This window comes from Floridaenema aerugineum BLCC-F46, from assembly GCF_041929345.1.
GTDB classification, from domain to species: Bacteria; Cyanobacteriota; Cyanobacteriia; order Cyanobacteriales; family Aerosakkonemataceae; genus Floridanema; species Floridanema aerugineum.
Map to the genome: position 1 here is coordinate 61,255 of NZ_JBHFNQ010000210.1, position 15,487 is coordinate 76,741.

The 15,487-nt window shown below is 41.9% G+C and carries 15 protein-coding genes; 7 read left to right on the top strand and 8 right to left on the bottom strand.

The window, feature by feature from the left end:
* Positions 1-61: 61 nt before the first annotated feature.
* The 3 genes from ACE1CC_RS28410 to rimI form a co-directional block, all read right to left on the bottom strand.
* Complete coding sequence (locus ACE1CC_RS28410) at positions 62-892, bottom strand: transglutaminase-like domain-containing protein (RefSeq protein WP_413273791.1); 831 nt, start codon at positions 890-892, stop codon at positions 62-64.
* A gap of 200 nt (positions 893-1,092) precedes the next feature.
* The gene (locus ACE1CC_RS28415) at positions 1,093-3,567 is read right to left on the bottom strand and encodes an ATP-dependent Clp protease ATP-binding subunit (RefSeq protein ID WP_413273792.1); all 2,475 of its coding nucleotides are present in this window, start codon (positions 3,565-3,567) and stop codon (positions 1,093-1,095) included.
* A 202-nt stretch (positions 3,568-3,769) separates the two neighbouring features.
* Positions 3,770-4,465 carry a ribosomal protein S18-alanine N-acetyltransferase gene (gene rimI, locus ACE1CC_RS28420; protein WP_413273793.1) on the bottom strand — a complete coding sequence of 232 codons (696 nt, stop codon included), beginning with the start codon at positions 4,463-4,465 and terminating at the stop codon, positions 3,770-3,772.
* Positions 4,466-4,539: 74 nt separating this feature from the next.
* Here rimI and lysA point away from each other — a divergent pair, with 74 nt between their 5' ends.
* The 3 genes from lysA to ACE1CC_RS28435 all read left to right on the top strand — a co-directional run bounded on the left by lysA (position 4,540) and on the right by ACE1CC_RS28435 (position 8,093).
* The gene (gene lysA / locus ACE1CC_RS28425) at positions 4,540-5,922 is read left to right on the top strand and encodes a diaminopimelate decarboxylase (protein WP_413273794.1); all 1,383 of its coding nucleotides are present in this window, start codon (positions 4,540-4,542) and stop codon (positions 5,920-5,922) included.
* Between the two features lie 348 nt (positions 5,923-6,270).
* Entirely contained in the window at positions 6,271-7,197 is a 927-nt protein-coding gene (gene cdaA, locus ACE1CC_RS28430; RefSeq protein WP_413273795.1) for a diadenylate cyclase CdaA, read from the top strand.
* A gap of 146 nt (positions 7,198-7,343) precedes the next feature.
* Positions 7,344-8,093, top strand: a complete 750-nt coding sequence (locus ACE1CC_RS28435) for an isoprenyl transferase (RefSeq protein WP_413273796.1) — start codon at positions 7,344-7,346, stop codon at positions 8,091-8,093.
* Positions 8,094-8,235: 142 nt separating this feature from the next.
* Here the strand turns inward: ACE1CC_RS28435 and ACE1CC_RS28440 are convergent, their stop codons facing one another.
* Positions 8,236-8,508 carry a DUF3143 domain-containing protein gene (locus ACE1CC_RS28440; protein WP_413273797.1) on the bottom strand — a complete coding sequence of 91 codons (273 nt, stop codon included), beginning with the start codon at positions 8,506-8,508 and terminating at the stop codon, positions 8,236-8,238.
* Between the two features lie 57 nt (positions 8,509-8,565).
* On the bottom strand, positions 8,566-9,141 hold the full coding sequence (locus tag ACE1CC_RS28445; protein ID WP_413273798.1) for a J domain-containing protein: 576 nt from the start codon (positions 9,139-9,141) through the stop codon (positions 8,566-8,568).
* A 210-nt stretch (positions 9,142-9,351) separates the two neighbouring features.
* Between ACE1CC_RS28445 and ACE1CC_RS28450 the strand changes: the two genes are divergently transcribed.
* Positions 9,352-9,594, top strand: coding sequence for a DUF2281 domain-containing protein (locus tag ACE1CC_RS28450; protein WP_413273799.1), 243 nt, complete (start codon positions 9,352-9,354; stop codon positions 9,592-9,594).
* The gene (locus tag ACE1CC_RS28455) at positions 9,591-10,013 is read left to right on the top strand and encodes a type II toxin-antitoxin system VapC family toxin (protein ID WP_413273800.1); all 423 of its coding nucleotides are present in this window, start codon (positions 9,591-9,593) and stop codon (positions 10,011-10,013) included. The genes ACE1CC_RS28450 and ACE1CC_RS28455 overlap by 4 nt, the downstream gene beginning before the upstream one ends.
* A 43-nt stretch (positions 10,014-10,056) precedes the next feature.
* On the opposite strand, the gene ACE1CC_RS28460 is transcribed toward ACE1CC_RS28455, so the two are convergent.
* A complete protein-coding gene (locus tag ACE1CC_RS28460) occupies positions 10,057-11,403 on the bottom strand; it encodes an O-antigen ligase family protein (protein ID WP_413273801.1) in 1,347 nt (448 codons plus the stop codon).
* Between the two features lie 18 nt (positions 11,404-11,421).
* The gene (locus ACE1CC_RS28465) at positions 11,422-12,264 is read right to left on the bottom strand and encodes a YaaW family protein (RefSeq protein ID WP_413273802.1); all 843 of its coding nucleotides are present in this window, start codon (positions 12,262-12,264) and stop codon (positions 11,422-11,424) included.
* A gap of 280 nt (positions 12,265-12,544) precedes the next feature.
* On the opposite strand from ACE1CC_RS28465, the gene ACE1CC_RS28470 reads away from it, so the two are divergent.
* Positions 12,545-13,585 carry an NAD(P)/FAD-dependent oxidoreductase gene (locus ACE1CC_RS28470; RefSeq protein ID WP_413273803.1) on the top strand — a complete coding sequence of 347 codons (1,041 nt, stop codon included), beginning with the start codon at positions 12,545-12,547 and terminating at the stop codon, positions 13,583-13,585.
* A 127-nt stretch (positions 13,586-13,712) separates the two neighbouring features.
* Here the strand turns inward: ACE1CC_RS28470 and ACE1CC_RS28475 are convergent, their stop codons facing one another.
* On the bottom strand, positions 13,713-14,261 hold the full coding sequence (locus ACE1CC_RS28475) for a PEP-CTERM sorting domain-containing protein (protein WP_413273804.1): 549 nt from the start codon (positions 14,259-14,261) through the stop codon (positions 13,713-13,715).
* A gap of 527 nt (positions 14,262-14,788) precedes the next feature.
* On the opposite strand from ACE1CC_RS28475, the gene ACE1CC_RS28480 reads away from it, so the two are divergent.
* Positions 14,789-15,463, top strand: a complete 675-nt coding sequence (locus tag ACE1CC_RS28480) for a hypothetical protein (RefSeq protein WP_413273805.1) — start codon at positions 14,789-14,791, stop codon at positions 15,461-15,463.
* The last annotated feature ends 24 nt before the right edge of the window (positions 15,464-15,487 follow it).

Genomic DNA, 15,487 nt, shown 5'->3' on the forward strand with positions numbered 1-15,487 from the left:
CTCATCAGGTGCCCTGAAATACCTGTTATGCACAAGCTACGCGATATGCAATCTTGGCACGCTAGGCGATCGCGATCGCCTCACCCATATTATCAGCCTCCTTTTCTTGCCTTACTTGGTCTACAGAAATCTTCATTTCTTCCAACTTTACCGAACCAAAAATAGTTGCTACAGAAACATCAGCCGCATCTCTACCCGTACCAACGCGAATAAAACCCTCTTTTGGTGCTAATTTTGTCGCATCAAACAAATACCAGCGATCGCCCAAATAAGCCTCAAAAACCGCATGAAAATCTTGCGGTTCTAACTTGTAAGCATACACACTTACAAACCGCGCTGGTATATTTAAAGCCCGACAAAAACCCACACCCAAATGAGCAAAATCTCGACAAACACCCGCCCTTTGCATCGCCGTTTCATAAGCAGAAGTTTGCGAATCACTACTTCCAGAAAGATACGTCACCTTCTCATAAATCCAATCACAAATCGCTGCTACTCTCTGATAACCAGGTTCTAAATTATTAAACTCACTCTGCACCAAACCAAACAACATATCTGATTGACAATAACGACTAGGATAAAGATATTTAAAAGTCTCCATTGGTAATTGGGATGGCGGTACCTCCGCCGTATCTTTACCATCTGTGAAAAAATGCGACAAATCCACAGTTGCTTGGTAGTTTACCGCCAAATTACCTACAGGTGCAACTAAGCGAACATAGCGATTTCTATTCTCATCAACAATCAATTCATCAAATGGTAATTGCGGATCGACCCGTAATTCTTCAGCAATAATCTTTTGGAAATCATTTCTGACAACCTGCAAATTAAAAATAAAAGTGCTCGGTTGATTGATTGTATAAACTAATTGCGAAATTACATTATATTTCATGATCGTGACTTACAGGATTTATAGATTGACTAGATTTTTTGATTATTAATCCTGATTAGATCCCCGACCTCTTCAAGAAATCGGGAATCTAGCTTGCAGTAATCAACAGAAAAACGGTAGAAATTAACCCTACCGTTTTCCAAAACCTTGCAGTCTGAAAAATTGAATTCTAGGAGCAATTCATGAATTGCCCCTACAACTTATTCAGCCGCTTGGGGTAGCAACTCTCGCCTCTCCCCTTGACGTACTTTTACTTGACCTTGGTCGTCCACATCCACAACTACAGTATCTCCCGTTTGAATGCGACCAGAAAGAATTTCCTCAGCCAAACTATCCTCTAACAACCGCATAATTGCACGGCGTAAAGGTCTTGCACCATAGCTCGGGTTGTAACCTTCTTGTACCAAGCGGTCCTTGAAAGCTTCCGTTACCTCTAAAGTAATCTCTTGTTCCAACAACCGACCGAAAACCTCCTTGAGCATGATATCGGCAATTTCCTTAACTTCATCCTTGGAAAGTTGCCGGAAGACAATAATTTCATCCAAACGGTTGAGGAATTCTGGACGGAAATATTGCTTCAACTCCTCATTAACCAAAGAACGAATCCGGTTGTACTGCGCCTCGTTTTGGTCAGAGGAGAATTCAAAGCCCAAAGAACCGCCGCCTTTTTCAATTACCTTAGAACCGATGTTGGAGGTCATGATCAATAAAGTGTTCTTGAAATCTACCGTCCGACCCTTGGCATCAGTCAAACGACCATCTTCCAAGATTTGCAGCAGCATATTGAAAACATCGGGGTGGGCTTTTTCGATTTCGTCGAAAAGTACCACAGTATAAGGACGACGACGTACTGCTTCCGTTAATTGTCCGCCTTCGTTGTAACCAACATAACCCGGAGGAGAACCAATCAACTTAGAAACCGTGTGCCGTTCCATGTATTCCGACATATCCAAGCGGATCATTGCTTCTTCCGAACCAAAGAAATAGGATGCTAGAGCCTTAGCTAACTCTGTTTTACCTACCCCGGTTGGGCCAGAGAAGACAAAGCTGGCGATCGGACGATTTGGATTCTTCAACCCAACTCTAGCCCGACGGATCGCCCGTGAAACAGCTGTAACTGCTTCTTCCTGACCAATCAAACGCTGGTGCAGGGTGTCTTCCATGTGTAGTAACTTTTCCGACTCAGACTCAGTGAGTTTATTCACTGGTACACCAGTCCAAGAAGCGACAATTTGAGCAATGTCTTCTTCGGTGACAACTGGTTGTAAATCCTTGTCGGAGGAAGTCTCGGTAGTTTTTTTATTTTGGGAAATCGATCGAATCTGGCTCTTAATTTCCATTTCTCGATCGCGCAACTCACCCGCCCGATCGAAATCTTGGGATCTCACAGCATCATCTTTTTCCTTAAGAACTTGACGCAGTTCCTTATCCAACTCTTTCGCTGCTGGTGGCAATTGCGAGTTAATCAAACGTACTCTAGAACCTGCTTCATCAACCAAATCGATCGCCTTATCTGGCAAGAACCGATCCGAGATATAGCGATCGGATAACTTCGCAGCTGCAATAATCGCCTCATCAGAAATCTTCAGCTTATGGTGTTGCTCGTAGCGTTCGCGCAAACCGTAGAGAATCTCAATCGTCTCCTCTACAGAAGGCTCGCCCACCATTACTGGTTGGAAGCGTCTTTCTAGAGCCGCATCTCTTTCAATATGTTTGCGATACTCATCTAAAGTTGTCGCGCCGATGCACTGGAGTTCGCCCCGTGCTAAAGCAGGCTTCAGAATATTAGCAGCATCGATCGCACCCTCAGCCGCACCCGCTCCGATCAGAGTATGAACCTCATCGATCACCAGAATTACATTTCCAGCCGATCGAATTTCATCCATAATCTTCTTCAAGCGTTCCTCAAACTCACCCCGATATTTTGTCCCTGCAACCAGCAAACCAATATCGAGAGTCACCACCCGCTTATCTTCGAGAATATCTGGCACATCAGAATTAGCAATGCGTTGGGCTAGACCTTCTGCGATCGCTGTTTTACCAACACCAGGTTCCCCAATTAATACAGGATTATTCTTAGTCCGCCGACCCAGAATTTGAATTACCCGCTCAATTTCCCGTTGGCGACCCACCACCGGATCGAGTTTACCTTCCCCAGCCATCTGAGTTAGATTCGAGCCAAATTCATCCAAAGTTGGAGTCTTCGTCCGACCTTGACTGACACCTGGGGTAACTTCGGTATTTTCACCCAACATCCGAATGACTTGGGTGCGAACTTTCGATAAATCGACACCTAGATTTTCCAGAACTCTTGCTGCAACCCCCTCCCCTTCCCGGATCAGACCTAAAAGGAGATGCTCAGTGCCAATGTAGTTATGCCCTAGTTGACGAGCTTCTTCTAGGGATAACTCCAGAACGCGCTTAGCTCTGGGGGTAAAAGGTATTTCTACAGCAACAAAACCAGAACCCCTACCGATAATTTTCTCTACTTCAATGCGAGCGTCTTTGAGATTAACGCCCATCGATTTGAGTACCTTGGCGGCGACACCTGTCCCCTCACCAATCAGACCTAATAGGATCTGTTCTGTACCTACAAAGTTGTGTCCCAGGCGACGTGCTTCTTCCTGGGCCAGCATGATCACTTTAATTGCTTTTTCTGTAAAGCGTTCAAACATGGCAGCTTTCCATCACCTGCTGAGTCCCGGTAGGTTGATTCTAGCATAGGGATTCTGGAGGGCTGACATTCTTCTTGAATAAACACCCCTTGAGACTGGTACATTTATTGATAAAAAATTGGCGGTTTTCCCTTGGCGATCGCCATTTATGTATCTAAAACATCTAAATTCTTCCCTTTACTAACTTTTAATTTTTTCACTGTTAATTAGCAATTTCTCTCATCTGTAATTCCCAACCATAAGTGGCAAGACGCAAAAAAATTTGCTGTTCCCACTGGGCTAAAGTCCGAGTAAATTCGGGATATTGCAAGCCATTTAGCCAAAGAATCAAAGCATCTTCACCCGTATCTTGATAGTATCCGCGTCGTCTTCCAGCCAATTTGAAGCCAAACTTTTCGTAAAGAGAAATGGCTGGCTGATTGGACGCTTTTACTTCTAAGGTGGCTCGTTCTAATCCTCGTTGTCTGGCTCTAGACAACAAAGCTAGGAGCATCGCCTGACCTAAACCTTGATGTTGGTACTCAGGAGAGACAGCCACGATCGTAATGTGTGCCTCATCTAAAATAGCCCACTGACAGCCCATTGCCAAGAGTCGGGGACTGGGGACTGGGGACTGGGGACTGGGGACAAGGGGACAAGGGGAATTTTTATCTTCTGCTCCCCTGCTCCCCTGCTCCTCTGCCCCTCTGCTCCTCTGCTCCTCTGCCCCTCTGCCCCTCTGCCCCTCTGCCCCCCCGCTCCCTCGCGCCAAAATTAACAAAACGTCACTATTAGGGCTTTCTAACTCTCTTTGGTAGCCTTCTAGAGTCCAGAGTCCAGCAAAGCATTTTTGGTCTAGTTCGACTACTGCTGGTAACAAATCTATTGTTAAAGGTTGAATAATTAATGTTTGTGTCAAGGCGCGAATGTAAACTGGTTAAAGTGAAGCACTTAAGCTTGTTATTTTGAATTTTTGAGGATCGCTCTCACATTATGGTATCAACTCACCCGGCTGAGGTTCGCAATTCTGGTTCTCAGTATTTGTCTGATTCCAGGAGTGCTACTGCTTCGCCAAATCAGGAACTTTTACCTTTGACAGCTAAGGTTAATAGTAGTGGCTGTTTGGAAATTGGTGGCTGTGATGTTACTTCTTTGGTGGCGCAGTTCGGTTCGCCACTATATATATTGGATGAAGAAACTGTGCGAACTGCTTGTCGCCAATATCGTGATAGTTTTAAAAGTTACTATCCGGGGGAATCTCAGGTAGTTTATGCTTCTAAGGCTTGGAATTGTTTGGCGGTTTGTGCGATCGTCCACAGTGAAGGTTTAGCTGTAGAAGTAGTATCTGGAGGCGAACTTTACACTGCTCTTCAGGCTGGTGTAGCTCCTGAAAAACTCTATTTTCACGGTAATAATAAGTCGGTTCAGGAATTACAGTTAGCGATCGATTCCCAATGCACGATTATCGTCGATAATTGGCTAGAATTGGAAACTTTAGCTGGTTTAGCTAAATTGCCAGTATCAATTATGCTGCGGCTAACTCCAGGGATTGAATGTCATACTCACGAATATATCCGCACTGGTCACTTAGATAGTAAATTTGGCTTCGATCCTCATCAAATAGATCGAGTATTTAGCTTTGTTAGCAAAAATCCTAACCTTAAATGTATAGGACTACACGCTCACATTGGTTCACAAATCTTTGAACTCCAGCCTCATCACGATTTACCAGGAGTAATGGTAGAGTGGCTGAAAAAAGCAGCCGATTATGGTTTGCCAGTAACTCATTTAAATATTGGTGGTGGTTTAGGCATTCGCTACACTGAAGCTGACGATCCCCCAAGTATTGCCGAATGGTCGAAGGTTGTTTGTGAAGCGGTAACGGCTGCTTGTCAAGCTCAACAAGTACCTCTGCCAAAATTAATGTGTGAGCCTGGACGCTCTTTAATTGGATCGGCTTGTGTGACAGCTTACACGATCGGGAGTCGGAAAGAAGTGCCCGAAATTCGCACTTATATTTCTGTAGATGGGGGAATGTCGGATAATCCTCGTCCTATTACTTATCAATCAGTTTACCGAGCCGTTGTCGCCAATCGGATGTCTGCGCCTTTAACGGAAACGGTAACTGTTGCTGGTAAACACTGCGAGTCGGGGGATGTCTTGATTAAAGATATTTCTTTGCCTCCAACTCAACCGGGAGATATTTTGGTAGTCCCCAGTACAGGCGCTTACAATTACAGCATGGCTTCTAACTATAACCGAGTGCCTCGTCCAGCAGCGGTTTTAGTTAAAGATGGGGAAGCGAATGTAATTATCCGGCGCGAGACTTATCAGGATTTGATCAGATGCGATCGCCTCCCAGAGCGGCTAATCTAAGTAGAGAAGTAGGGGAGCAGGGAGATAACTTAAAACTCCCTCTCTCAAAACTTTGCCTCTGCTTTCTGCCTTCTAAAATATTGAGTCTTGAATTAAATAGTTTTTGGTCTGCAAAAAGTAATATTTGTTTCAAGGATGAAAAAGTTTTTTTAGCGATTTCAGTCAAAAAAAAAATTAAAATTAAATTAAATTAAATTAAATGAAAAACCTGGCAATTTGTAAAGCTTTGATACCACTGGTAATAATTGAAATTATGATGAAATTACATTCTTTTTGGCTAAACTCTGGTTCAGCTTAACTGATATGGTAGGAGCGAGGGGAGTTGTAGAGTAATTTATTCCAGAACTGATGGGAGATGCGCTACGTAAATGGCTGACCGACCCTAGTTGGGTTCTACGTTTAGTTGATGTGGGGTTGGTTCTGGCTCTCACCTATATGGTGCTGGTCATCATTGGTGAGCGACGCACCCTTTGGGTGGTCAGGGGATTTATTATCTTGATGTTGGCTAGTGTTTTGAGCAAAAGCCTAGACCTGTTTCTCTTGAGTTTTGTTCTGGATAAATTGGTTGTTGGCTCGGCTGTGGCGATGGCTGTGATCTTCCAGTCAGAGTTTCGCAGATTTTTGGAACAGCTTGGTCGGGGAGAAATTATGCAATTGTTTCATCACCCAGGTCGAGTTATGCCGAAGCAGGACAGCGTAACTGATGAAATTGTAGATGCGGTAAAAGAACTCTCTCAAAACCGGATCGGTGCTTTAATCATAATGGAAACAAGTAGTCCAATTGATGAGCAGGATTTTTCGGTGCCGGGAGTGAAACTGAATGCGGAAGTGTCTAAGGAACTGTTACAGACGATTTTCCAGACTTCAACTTTATTACATGATGGAGCGGTGTTGATTGCTGGTTCGCGAATTGTGGCTGCGGGAGTGATTTTACCTCTTTCGGAGCGCACTGCATCTCGCCAGTTGGGGACGCGCCACCGGGCGGCGATGGGAATTACAGAGCGAGTCGAAAATTGCTTGTGTATTGTTGTATCTGAAGAAACGGGGTCAATTTCTTTAGCCGAAAGGGGTGTACTGAATCGACCTTTAACCAGCAGTAAACTAAAGGAACTTCTGGAATTGCGCTTTTCTCCTTCTAGTGATGAGAGGGCTGTGGCTCCTATACGTACTTTAGGTCGGCAAATTGGTTCCGGTGGACAGGCGGTTTTTGGGCGTTTGTTCGGTTGGCTTGGGCGTTTGTTCGGTTCGCGGTCATCTTCGCGGGATAAGAAATGACTTGTCAGTGAGGACAAATAGGCGCAAGCTATTTAAAGTAACGATGTGATGATTCGGACATTATGCTTCTTAAATGGTAGAGATTAACTGAATTGAAATTGTTCCTGACATTGAAAAACTAACGAATTCAAATTTTTAATGTTTATATGACTCTCAAGCAAACTGTCTTAAAATATCTGCCGGATGATTTGGAGCCAGAGAGATTGCCCAGGCACGTAGCGGTGATTATGGATGGCAATGGTCGCTGGGCGAAGCAACAAGGTTTACCGCGAATTATGGGACATAGGCGCGGGGTTGATGCGCTGAAGGATTTGTTACGTTGCTGTAAGGATTGGGGGATTGAGGCGTTAACTGCTTATGCGTTTTCGACGGAGAATTGGGGGCGACCTTTAGAGGAAGTTGATTTTTTGATGACTTTGTTTGAGCGGGTTTTGCGTCAAGAATTGCGGGAAATGATGGAGGAGAATGTGCAAATTCGCTTTGTGGGGAATTTGAATTCTTTGCCTTCGTCGCTGCAAGCTGAAATTGAGCGATCGATGGCCCAAACCAAAGAAAATCAAGGAATTAAGTTTACGGTGGCGACGAATTACGGGGGCAGGGAGGAGATTTTACAGGCTTGTCGGGCGATCGCTAATCAAGTGCAACAAGGTACTCTAAACCCAGAACAAATTGATGATTCTTTGTTTGAAAGTCATCTTTACACGGCGGGGATTTGCGATCCCGATTTATTAATTCGGACTAGTGGCGAGATGCGAATTAGTAATTTTCTGCTGTGGCAAATGGCTTATGCAGAAATTTATATTACTCAAACTCTTTGGCCTGATTTTGACCGGAAAGAGTTTCATCAAGCTTTGTCTGCTTATCAGCGGCGCGATCGACGTTTTGGAAAAGTCTAACTATTTTAGATTTTAGATTTTGGATTTTAGATTTTTAGATTTTCTGATTGGGAATTTCGGATTGATTAATCTAATTTGAGATTAAAACACCTGTTTCATCAATCACAAATCTAAAATCTAAAATCGCCAATCTAAAATCGTTTTAAGGGCCTGAGAAAACTGCTTCTTGAATGTCGCGGCGACTCAGGGAATATTTGAACGATCGTTGAATATCCTGACCATTTTCCCCAGCGTTGAGATAACGAACTGTTATTTGGTCGATATCTAACCACAATTCAGCTTTCCAGGCGGGTTTTTCGACTCGCCAACAATGGAGTTCTGTTTCATCTTGTTGACATCCTTGGGCTTTTAACCATTGTTCAATTTCTGGTAGGGGATGGTTATACAACGGGGTTTCTGGAGGAGGAATCGTCATAGTTTAATAAGTTAAAGGTGAGGAATAGTTAACCTTCACTTATTATTTTTACGCTTATTAGCCCAGCGGTGGCGCAGTGTGAACAGGGAATGAACTTACTGGAGTGGTGGTTACTTGTTTGAGTATGGTCTGATTTTCTTTGACTATTGGTTGTAATGCTGCTTCACCACGAGTTAAGGCAACGAAGAAGGCTAAGGCTAAACAGCCAATGAAGGTTAACAGGAGTAGAAATAAGGCAAAAATTTCTCCACCATCGAGGGGTCTGTCGGTGGGGTCGAGGTAAGCGGAAGAGGAATGGGTTTTTTGGGTAACTTGTTGGTGTAGGTTTGGCTTTGGCTGAACTACGGCGACGCGGGAGTAACCTATTTGGTAGTCGTAGGTTAGTCGGCGTTCTGGGTTGCTGAGAGTGGCGTAGGCTTCGTTAAGTTGTTGGAATTTGCTGGTGGCGATCGCTTTTGGTAAGGTTGTAGTGTCGGGATGGTAGCGTTTGCTTAATTCCCGGTAAGCACGCCTAATTTCTACGGGGGATGCGGCTGGATGCAGCCCTAATAAGGCGTAATAACTCGAATTTATGCGATCTTTGGTGGAAACGCTGGTTTCGTTTTGGTTTTCTGTCTCCCTGTTGCTAGTCACCTCTGCTTCCCTCTGACTAGTTGTGAAAGTTTATCGACTATTTTAGCGATACTTACAGCTTAAAGTTATCCAGCAAGACTAACCATAGAACTTTGGACTGTATTTCAGGCTTCATTCGATCGGCAAAGAAAGGAAAGATGAAGTTTTGGTAAAATTGAGCCACATCACTATTGTTTAAGCTAAAACATTAGATGTTTCCACAGGTGAAATATGACACAAGCCATTAATAACGAACAATTAATGATCGATGAATTTAAAAAATTATCCAGTAATCAACAGCAAGAAGTCATTGATTTTATTCAATTTCTGCAATATAAATCCCAAAATAATGCGAAAGAAATACAACCTATTTCTGCTTATGAAGTTGCTCAACAATGGGCGGGATGTATTGATAGTGGATTAGGCGACCTTTCTACTAATAAAGCTTATTTAGAGGGATTTGGTAAAGAATGAAGTCCAAAGTAATTATAGATACAAGTCCCTTAGTAGCTTTTCTTGATAAAGGAGATAATTTCCATCATTGGACGAGAGAAGTTTGGAAAAATCTAGCAATACCTTTATTTACTTGTGAAGCCGTAATTTCTGAAGCGTGTTTTTTATTACGGCGAACTTACGGCGGACAAGATGCCATTATGTCGATGCTGGAGGCTGGAGTAATCACAATACCAATTCATCTCGATGATCAAGTAGAAACTATCCGCGAGTTAATGAAGAGATATCAGAATGTACCAATGTCGTTAGCTGATGCTTGTTTAGTAAGGATGAGGGAGTTAATAGAAGGCAGTTCGGTATTAACTTTGGATAGTGACTTTCGGATTTACCGAAAGTTTAAAAATGAGATAATTGATTTAATTATTTCTGATAACCTGTGAGAGTAATTTGATTTACTATCATAAGTCATAAGTATCGAATATGTTAAATATTGGCTCGATGAGTACTTATAACTCCCCAAATTCCAGCTAACAGCAACCAACCTAAAGCATTAACTCGTAAATCAAACATTGTGACATCGGCAGTATTAAACAAAATACAACCGAAAAAAGCTACTAAATGACTGAAAAATATTAATTTGTCTGCTGAAGTATCTGACCAATCTCTAATTAATAAAAAGGCTTGAAAGATTACCCAACCCACTAAAATACAAAAGAAAATTGTGGCAGGAATACCGATTTCAGCGGTTAACATTAAAAATAAATTATGGGGATGTCCTAACCAAATTTCTAGGGGATAATTGGAATATTTGTTAATATAAAGAGGTGAAAAATTCCGTAATCCCCAACCTGTTAAGGGGCGTTGTTGGGTGAGAGATAAAGCAAAGTTCCATTGGGTTGAACGTAATAGAGGAATTGGTCGATCGCCAAACATTTCATCAGACAGTCTTCCCCAGATAAAATAGGGAACAATTTTTCTAAAAGGTTCCCGAATTGGTGAGGGTGAGAAAGCTGATAATAGAATAATTCCTGAAATTCCGCTAACTATAAATATTAACCAACGCCAACCTAAATATACGGCAAAGGTTAAGGCGGCAAAAACTGCGATCGCCCAACCATTGCGGGAATTTGTTAGTAGTAAAGCTAGGGAATTTCCTAACAGTGTTACTATTAGGAATTGGGACTGGGAACCCCCCCTAACCCCCCCGTCTACGGGTGGGGACTGAGAAATAGTTTTTTGTTGGAAGTTTTCGATTAATAGACCTAAGTTTAAAATAAAAACTATTGTGAGATAGGCGGCTAGTATGTTGGCATACATGAAGTTTGCGGACATTCTGCCTGGGGGGTTTCCGGTGGGTGCGATCGCTAAACCCAAAAAACTTTCCACTGCACCAACTGTTCCCCAACCTAATAATATTTGCACTAAACCAAAAATTACTACTGGGACGGAAGTAATAACTAAAATCCAACTAATTCGTCTTAGTTGGGCGGGAGTTTGAATTAACGCACTAATGCCAGTAAAAAAGATGAATTGGGGAATTAAATTGCCTAAACCTAAATAAGCTTCAGTCCGGTAATAGCCAAAACTGGATACTATAACTAACAAAACTGTGAGAATTCCCAAACCCCAAGTTAAAGGTTGACTAATAATTTGGCGGTATTTTTTCCACCAAGTTGCTAAAGCGGATAACGAAAGTAACACCATTCCCACTGCTGGAATTACTGGAAAAGTAAGTAAGCCCAGCTGAAACATATTTCCCAAAAATTGCAATTTGCGATCGGGATGAAAGTGAGAGGTTTTAATTTTCCAATGCAAAAATTTTTCCTTCATCTTTCATCCTTCATTTTGTTAAGCTAATTCCCAACATTCCCCACGAGTTAAACGAATTTGGGCTAAGGCAAAAATGGTTGGAATAATCCGTGCATAATTGGTAGAAATTGACCGCCAACCAACATCGGCAACAAACCAAGCCCACATTGCAGGGCCTAAAAATGAAAATATACCACGTACTGCTGAATATCGAGCAGCTGTGATTGCCATTCCTTTTTCTGCTGCTTGCAGGGCCATATAACCTTGGAATTTTGTGGCTACTGCTGCGCCGCCTTGAACAATAGCTTGCTTCGCCATTTGATAAGTAGCAAAATGGATGGCAAACTGACGGGCAATTTGTTGCAAAAGCATCGGTTGTAGAATGGAAGTTACCGCCAAAGCACTACCACCTTTAATTAGCCAACCAAAAGGATCTTTTTGTACTGAAAGGGGTAATGGTTGCGATAACTTAGATTCCGATAATCCAATTTGTACTCTCTTAGTAATTTCATTTTGATCGCCAGCAGGTAATTCTTTCCAAGCCCGTTTTAGCAGATTGAGAAAAATTTCTGCTTCTAAGTCTGTGGTGGAAAGTTTATGGGAATAACGAATTTTGAGATAGCGACAAACTTGAATTAAAGTTTGGCGGTAAGTTACTTGCTGGGTACGTCCTCGCAATACTGTTATGCCATCTGCTGCTAAAAAACGAAATCTATTTTCGATCATTTCCAGCCAAGCTTCTCGGTCTTGGCTTTGCACTTCTATTGGGTCAGGCGTGTGAATATAATCTATAGGATTAAATCTGCGGCAGAACAGAATTGCGGTAAGTTGTTGCAATTCTTCTTCTGTTGCTAACTCCAGCGCCGATCTCAACTCATCCAAAATCGAACCCTCCCAGACTAGAGATGCGTTGCTGTACCTTATCTTAATAGAACAATTCATCTGCCGTCACAGCAATAGCTTGACAGGAGGTTGAATTGTCAATCTACTTCTAAGTAGGTGTAAATAAATAAAGTGATAATAGTTATTTATGGATGGGGCGGGCAGGATGCCCACCCCACAAGAAAGCTGTAAATCTTGTGGGGTGGGCATCCTGCCCGCCTTAATTTTACTTTATTTATATCTACCTACTTATCCCTTTGAATGCGGAGTTCACTAAGTCATGTTTGATGTGGCAATAATTGGTGCTGGTGTGGCTGGCTTGACTGTGGGGCAGCAATTACGTCAGGCTGGCTATCGGGTGGTAGTGGTGGAAAAGTCGCGTGGTGTGGGCGGAAGGGTGGCGACGCGCCGTTTACATGATACTCGCGCCGATCACGGTTTGCGCTATTTGGAAGAGAAAGGTGAATTTTTGCAGGGTTTGGTAAAGATTTTATCCGATCGCCAAATCCTAAAATTATGGACGGATAAAATTTTCCTTTCACCCGACTCCCAAATTTCGACTAACTGTTATGTTGCGCCTGAAGGAATGAGTGCGGTTGCTAAGTTTTTGGCTACTGGGTTGGAAGTTTGGTTAAATCACAGGGTTGAGTCAATTTCTTTAATTAATCAAGATTGTTGGCAATTGAATTTCGCTGCTATTAATGATGAGTTGCCAGAAAGTTTATTGGCAAAAGCGGTGGTAGTGGCAATTCCAGCGCCTCAAGCTTTGATGTTATTAGAACCTTTGGTTTCTCAAGAGGTTTTGGGTAAGTTGAGAGCGATCGATTTTGCTCCTTGTATTACGGTTATGGCTGGTTATTCTAGTTCTTGTCAAGTCGATCGACCTGAGAAAGCAATTCTTTTTTCCCAAAATGATGATTTAGCTTGGATAGGTTTGGATAGTAGTAAACGCTTAAATTCAGAAGCACCTGTTTTTGTGATTCAAAGTAGCGCTAAATTTGCTCAACTTTATTTAGATGCGGAGGATTTACAACCCGCCGCTAGAGAATTATTAGCGAGTGCAGCTAAACATTTTATTCCTTGGTTAGACAGTCCTGAATTCTTCCAAGTTCATCGCTGGCGTTATGCTTTTCCTAGTCGCCCTTTAGGGGAAATGTTTTTGGATGCTCAAACAAGTTTACCTTTAATTTGTTGTGGCGATTGGTGTGGAGGAAATTTGGTCGAAAGTGCTTTGCAATCTGGCTTATCTACAGCCCAAAGAATCAATTCTCAATTACAAAATCTACCTTTGCCAGGGGCTAACTTTTTTGATTCTCTTTAAATCCGGGTTAATTACCTCTTTTTTAAACCCCAAAGACGCGGTAGCGCAATTATTCGCAATAGCGAATTAGAATACCAAGAAAAGAGGAAGAAAACAAAGGAGGTAGATAACCCGGATTTGCTATCAACTAATTAACATTTTGTTGTTTACGACGACGGAAATAAGCACCAGCTGCACCCACTAGTGCTAAACCAGCAATTGTGTTTGGTTCGGGAACAGCCTTAGAACCTTCAAATGTAACAGCAGCATTCACTGGAGTGTTACCAGAAAAGGTGGCGCTGAAAAGAGCCGTTGCGCCAACACTAAATAAACCATCACTCAGGGTAAGAACTTTGCCATCACTGGAAATTTCTGCCTTGTTGAAGAAATCAAACGTAGACTGCGATGACCAAACCGCATCTTGCCCTGGAAGAATAGTGTAGATGAATTTCGTAAAGTTGTAATCTGTGTCATTTGTGGCAAATACTGAACTTGTGCCTGGATTATACGTAAGATTTAGCACGTCTCCAGGTTGGCAAAGTCCCCCAGTAGCACATTCTCCAATTACAGTACTTCCGGCAGGTGGAGTTGCCAGAGTCGCATTTTGCAAAATCGATGCCGCATCACTCTGTCTAGTCGTAAAAAGCAGCATTGCCACAGTCGTCCCCGCTAACAGCCCATATCGTATGAAATTCATACTTAATCTCCTTATATTTCTAAAAAATGAATTAAATCGACAAACAACTAGCTGATATTTCTGTTCGCATCCATTTGAATCTCATCAAAAAAATGTCATACCCCGATCGGCCTCGTCAATCAGTTTGAGAGAGTCTTCATCAAAAAAATAAAATATGGTCAATATTTCCACTTACTCTTCATGAAAAAAATACATTTGAATATAGAGGAAAATACTGTCAAGAAGCGAGATTATTCAGTGAAAACACTAATGCTCAGAGGCTCGATCTGAGGAATGTTGCTTCTCTTTGCAACAATCATCCATAAGAAAGAGCGATCGAGCAGTAGTTTAAGTTTAGATTAAAAAATAAATAAATTGCAGTTAACTCATCTTTAGGAATGGCGCATGACGCGGCGCTTTTCTTAAATGCCGTAGGCTATAAACACCCTACTGATAGTTTGATGCGCTTAAATTTTATTGAGGTGAGAAACATTATGGGACTAAAAAGATTTAACTTTTCCGGGATATTCAATTTTAGCAATCAGTCAATGAGACTGTTTTACTTATTTTTATTGACTGATGTTGCTTTTATGTTGCTTCATTTGATTTATTCCTACACAGGATTAACTAAAAATTATGCTTTCTCCTTGGAAACAGATAGGGGATTTTCGGAAATATTCCAGTATATAAAAGAGTATTGGATTGCTATGTTATTGCTAATTTTAGCTTTCAGAACGGGGTTACTTTTATATGGAAGTTGGTCATTATTATTCTTTTATCTTTTGCTTGATGATGCGGGGGAAATTCACGAACGATTAGGTACTATTATCACTAATCAATTGGCTATTCCTGGAATGTTCAATCTGCGGGGACAAGATTTTGGGGAACTGGTGGTAATTGGTGTAGTTGTTTTATTTTTCTTAGCATTAATTACTATTACTTATCGATTTAGTGATTACACTTCCCGAAGAGTATCAAAAGATTTAATTATCATGATGTTTGCTCTTGCTTTCTGCGGAGTCATACTAGATTTAGTTCACATGATAACTAGTTCTCCTGAGTTAGATCCTGTATTAATCCTCTTAGAAGATGGCGGTGAACTGGTGATTATGAGTTTTATTGCTTGTTATGTGTTTTCACTGTTTGAGGTTTTACAATCAGAAGCAGAAAAATGGAAAAAGCTGGCTAGAAGATACCCATTGGAAGTTTCGGTAAGGAAATAATTATAGTAACTTGGCATTACTTCC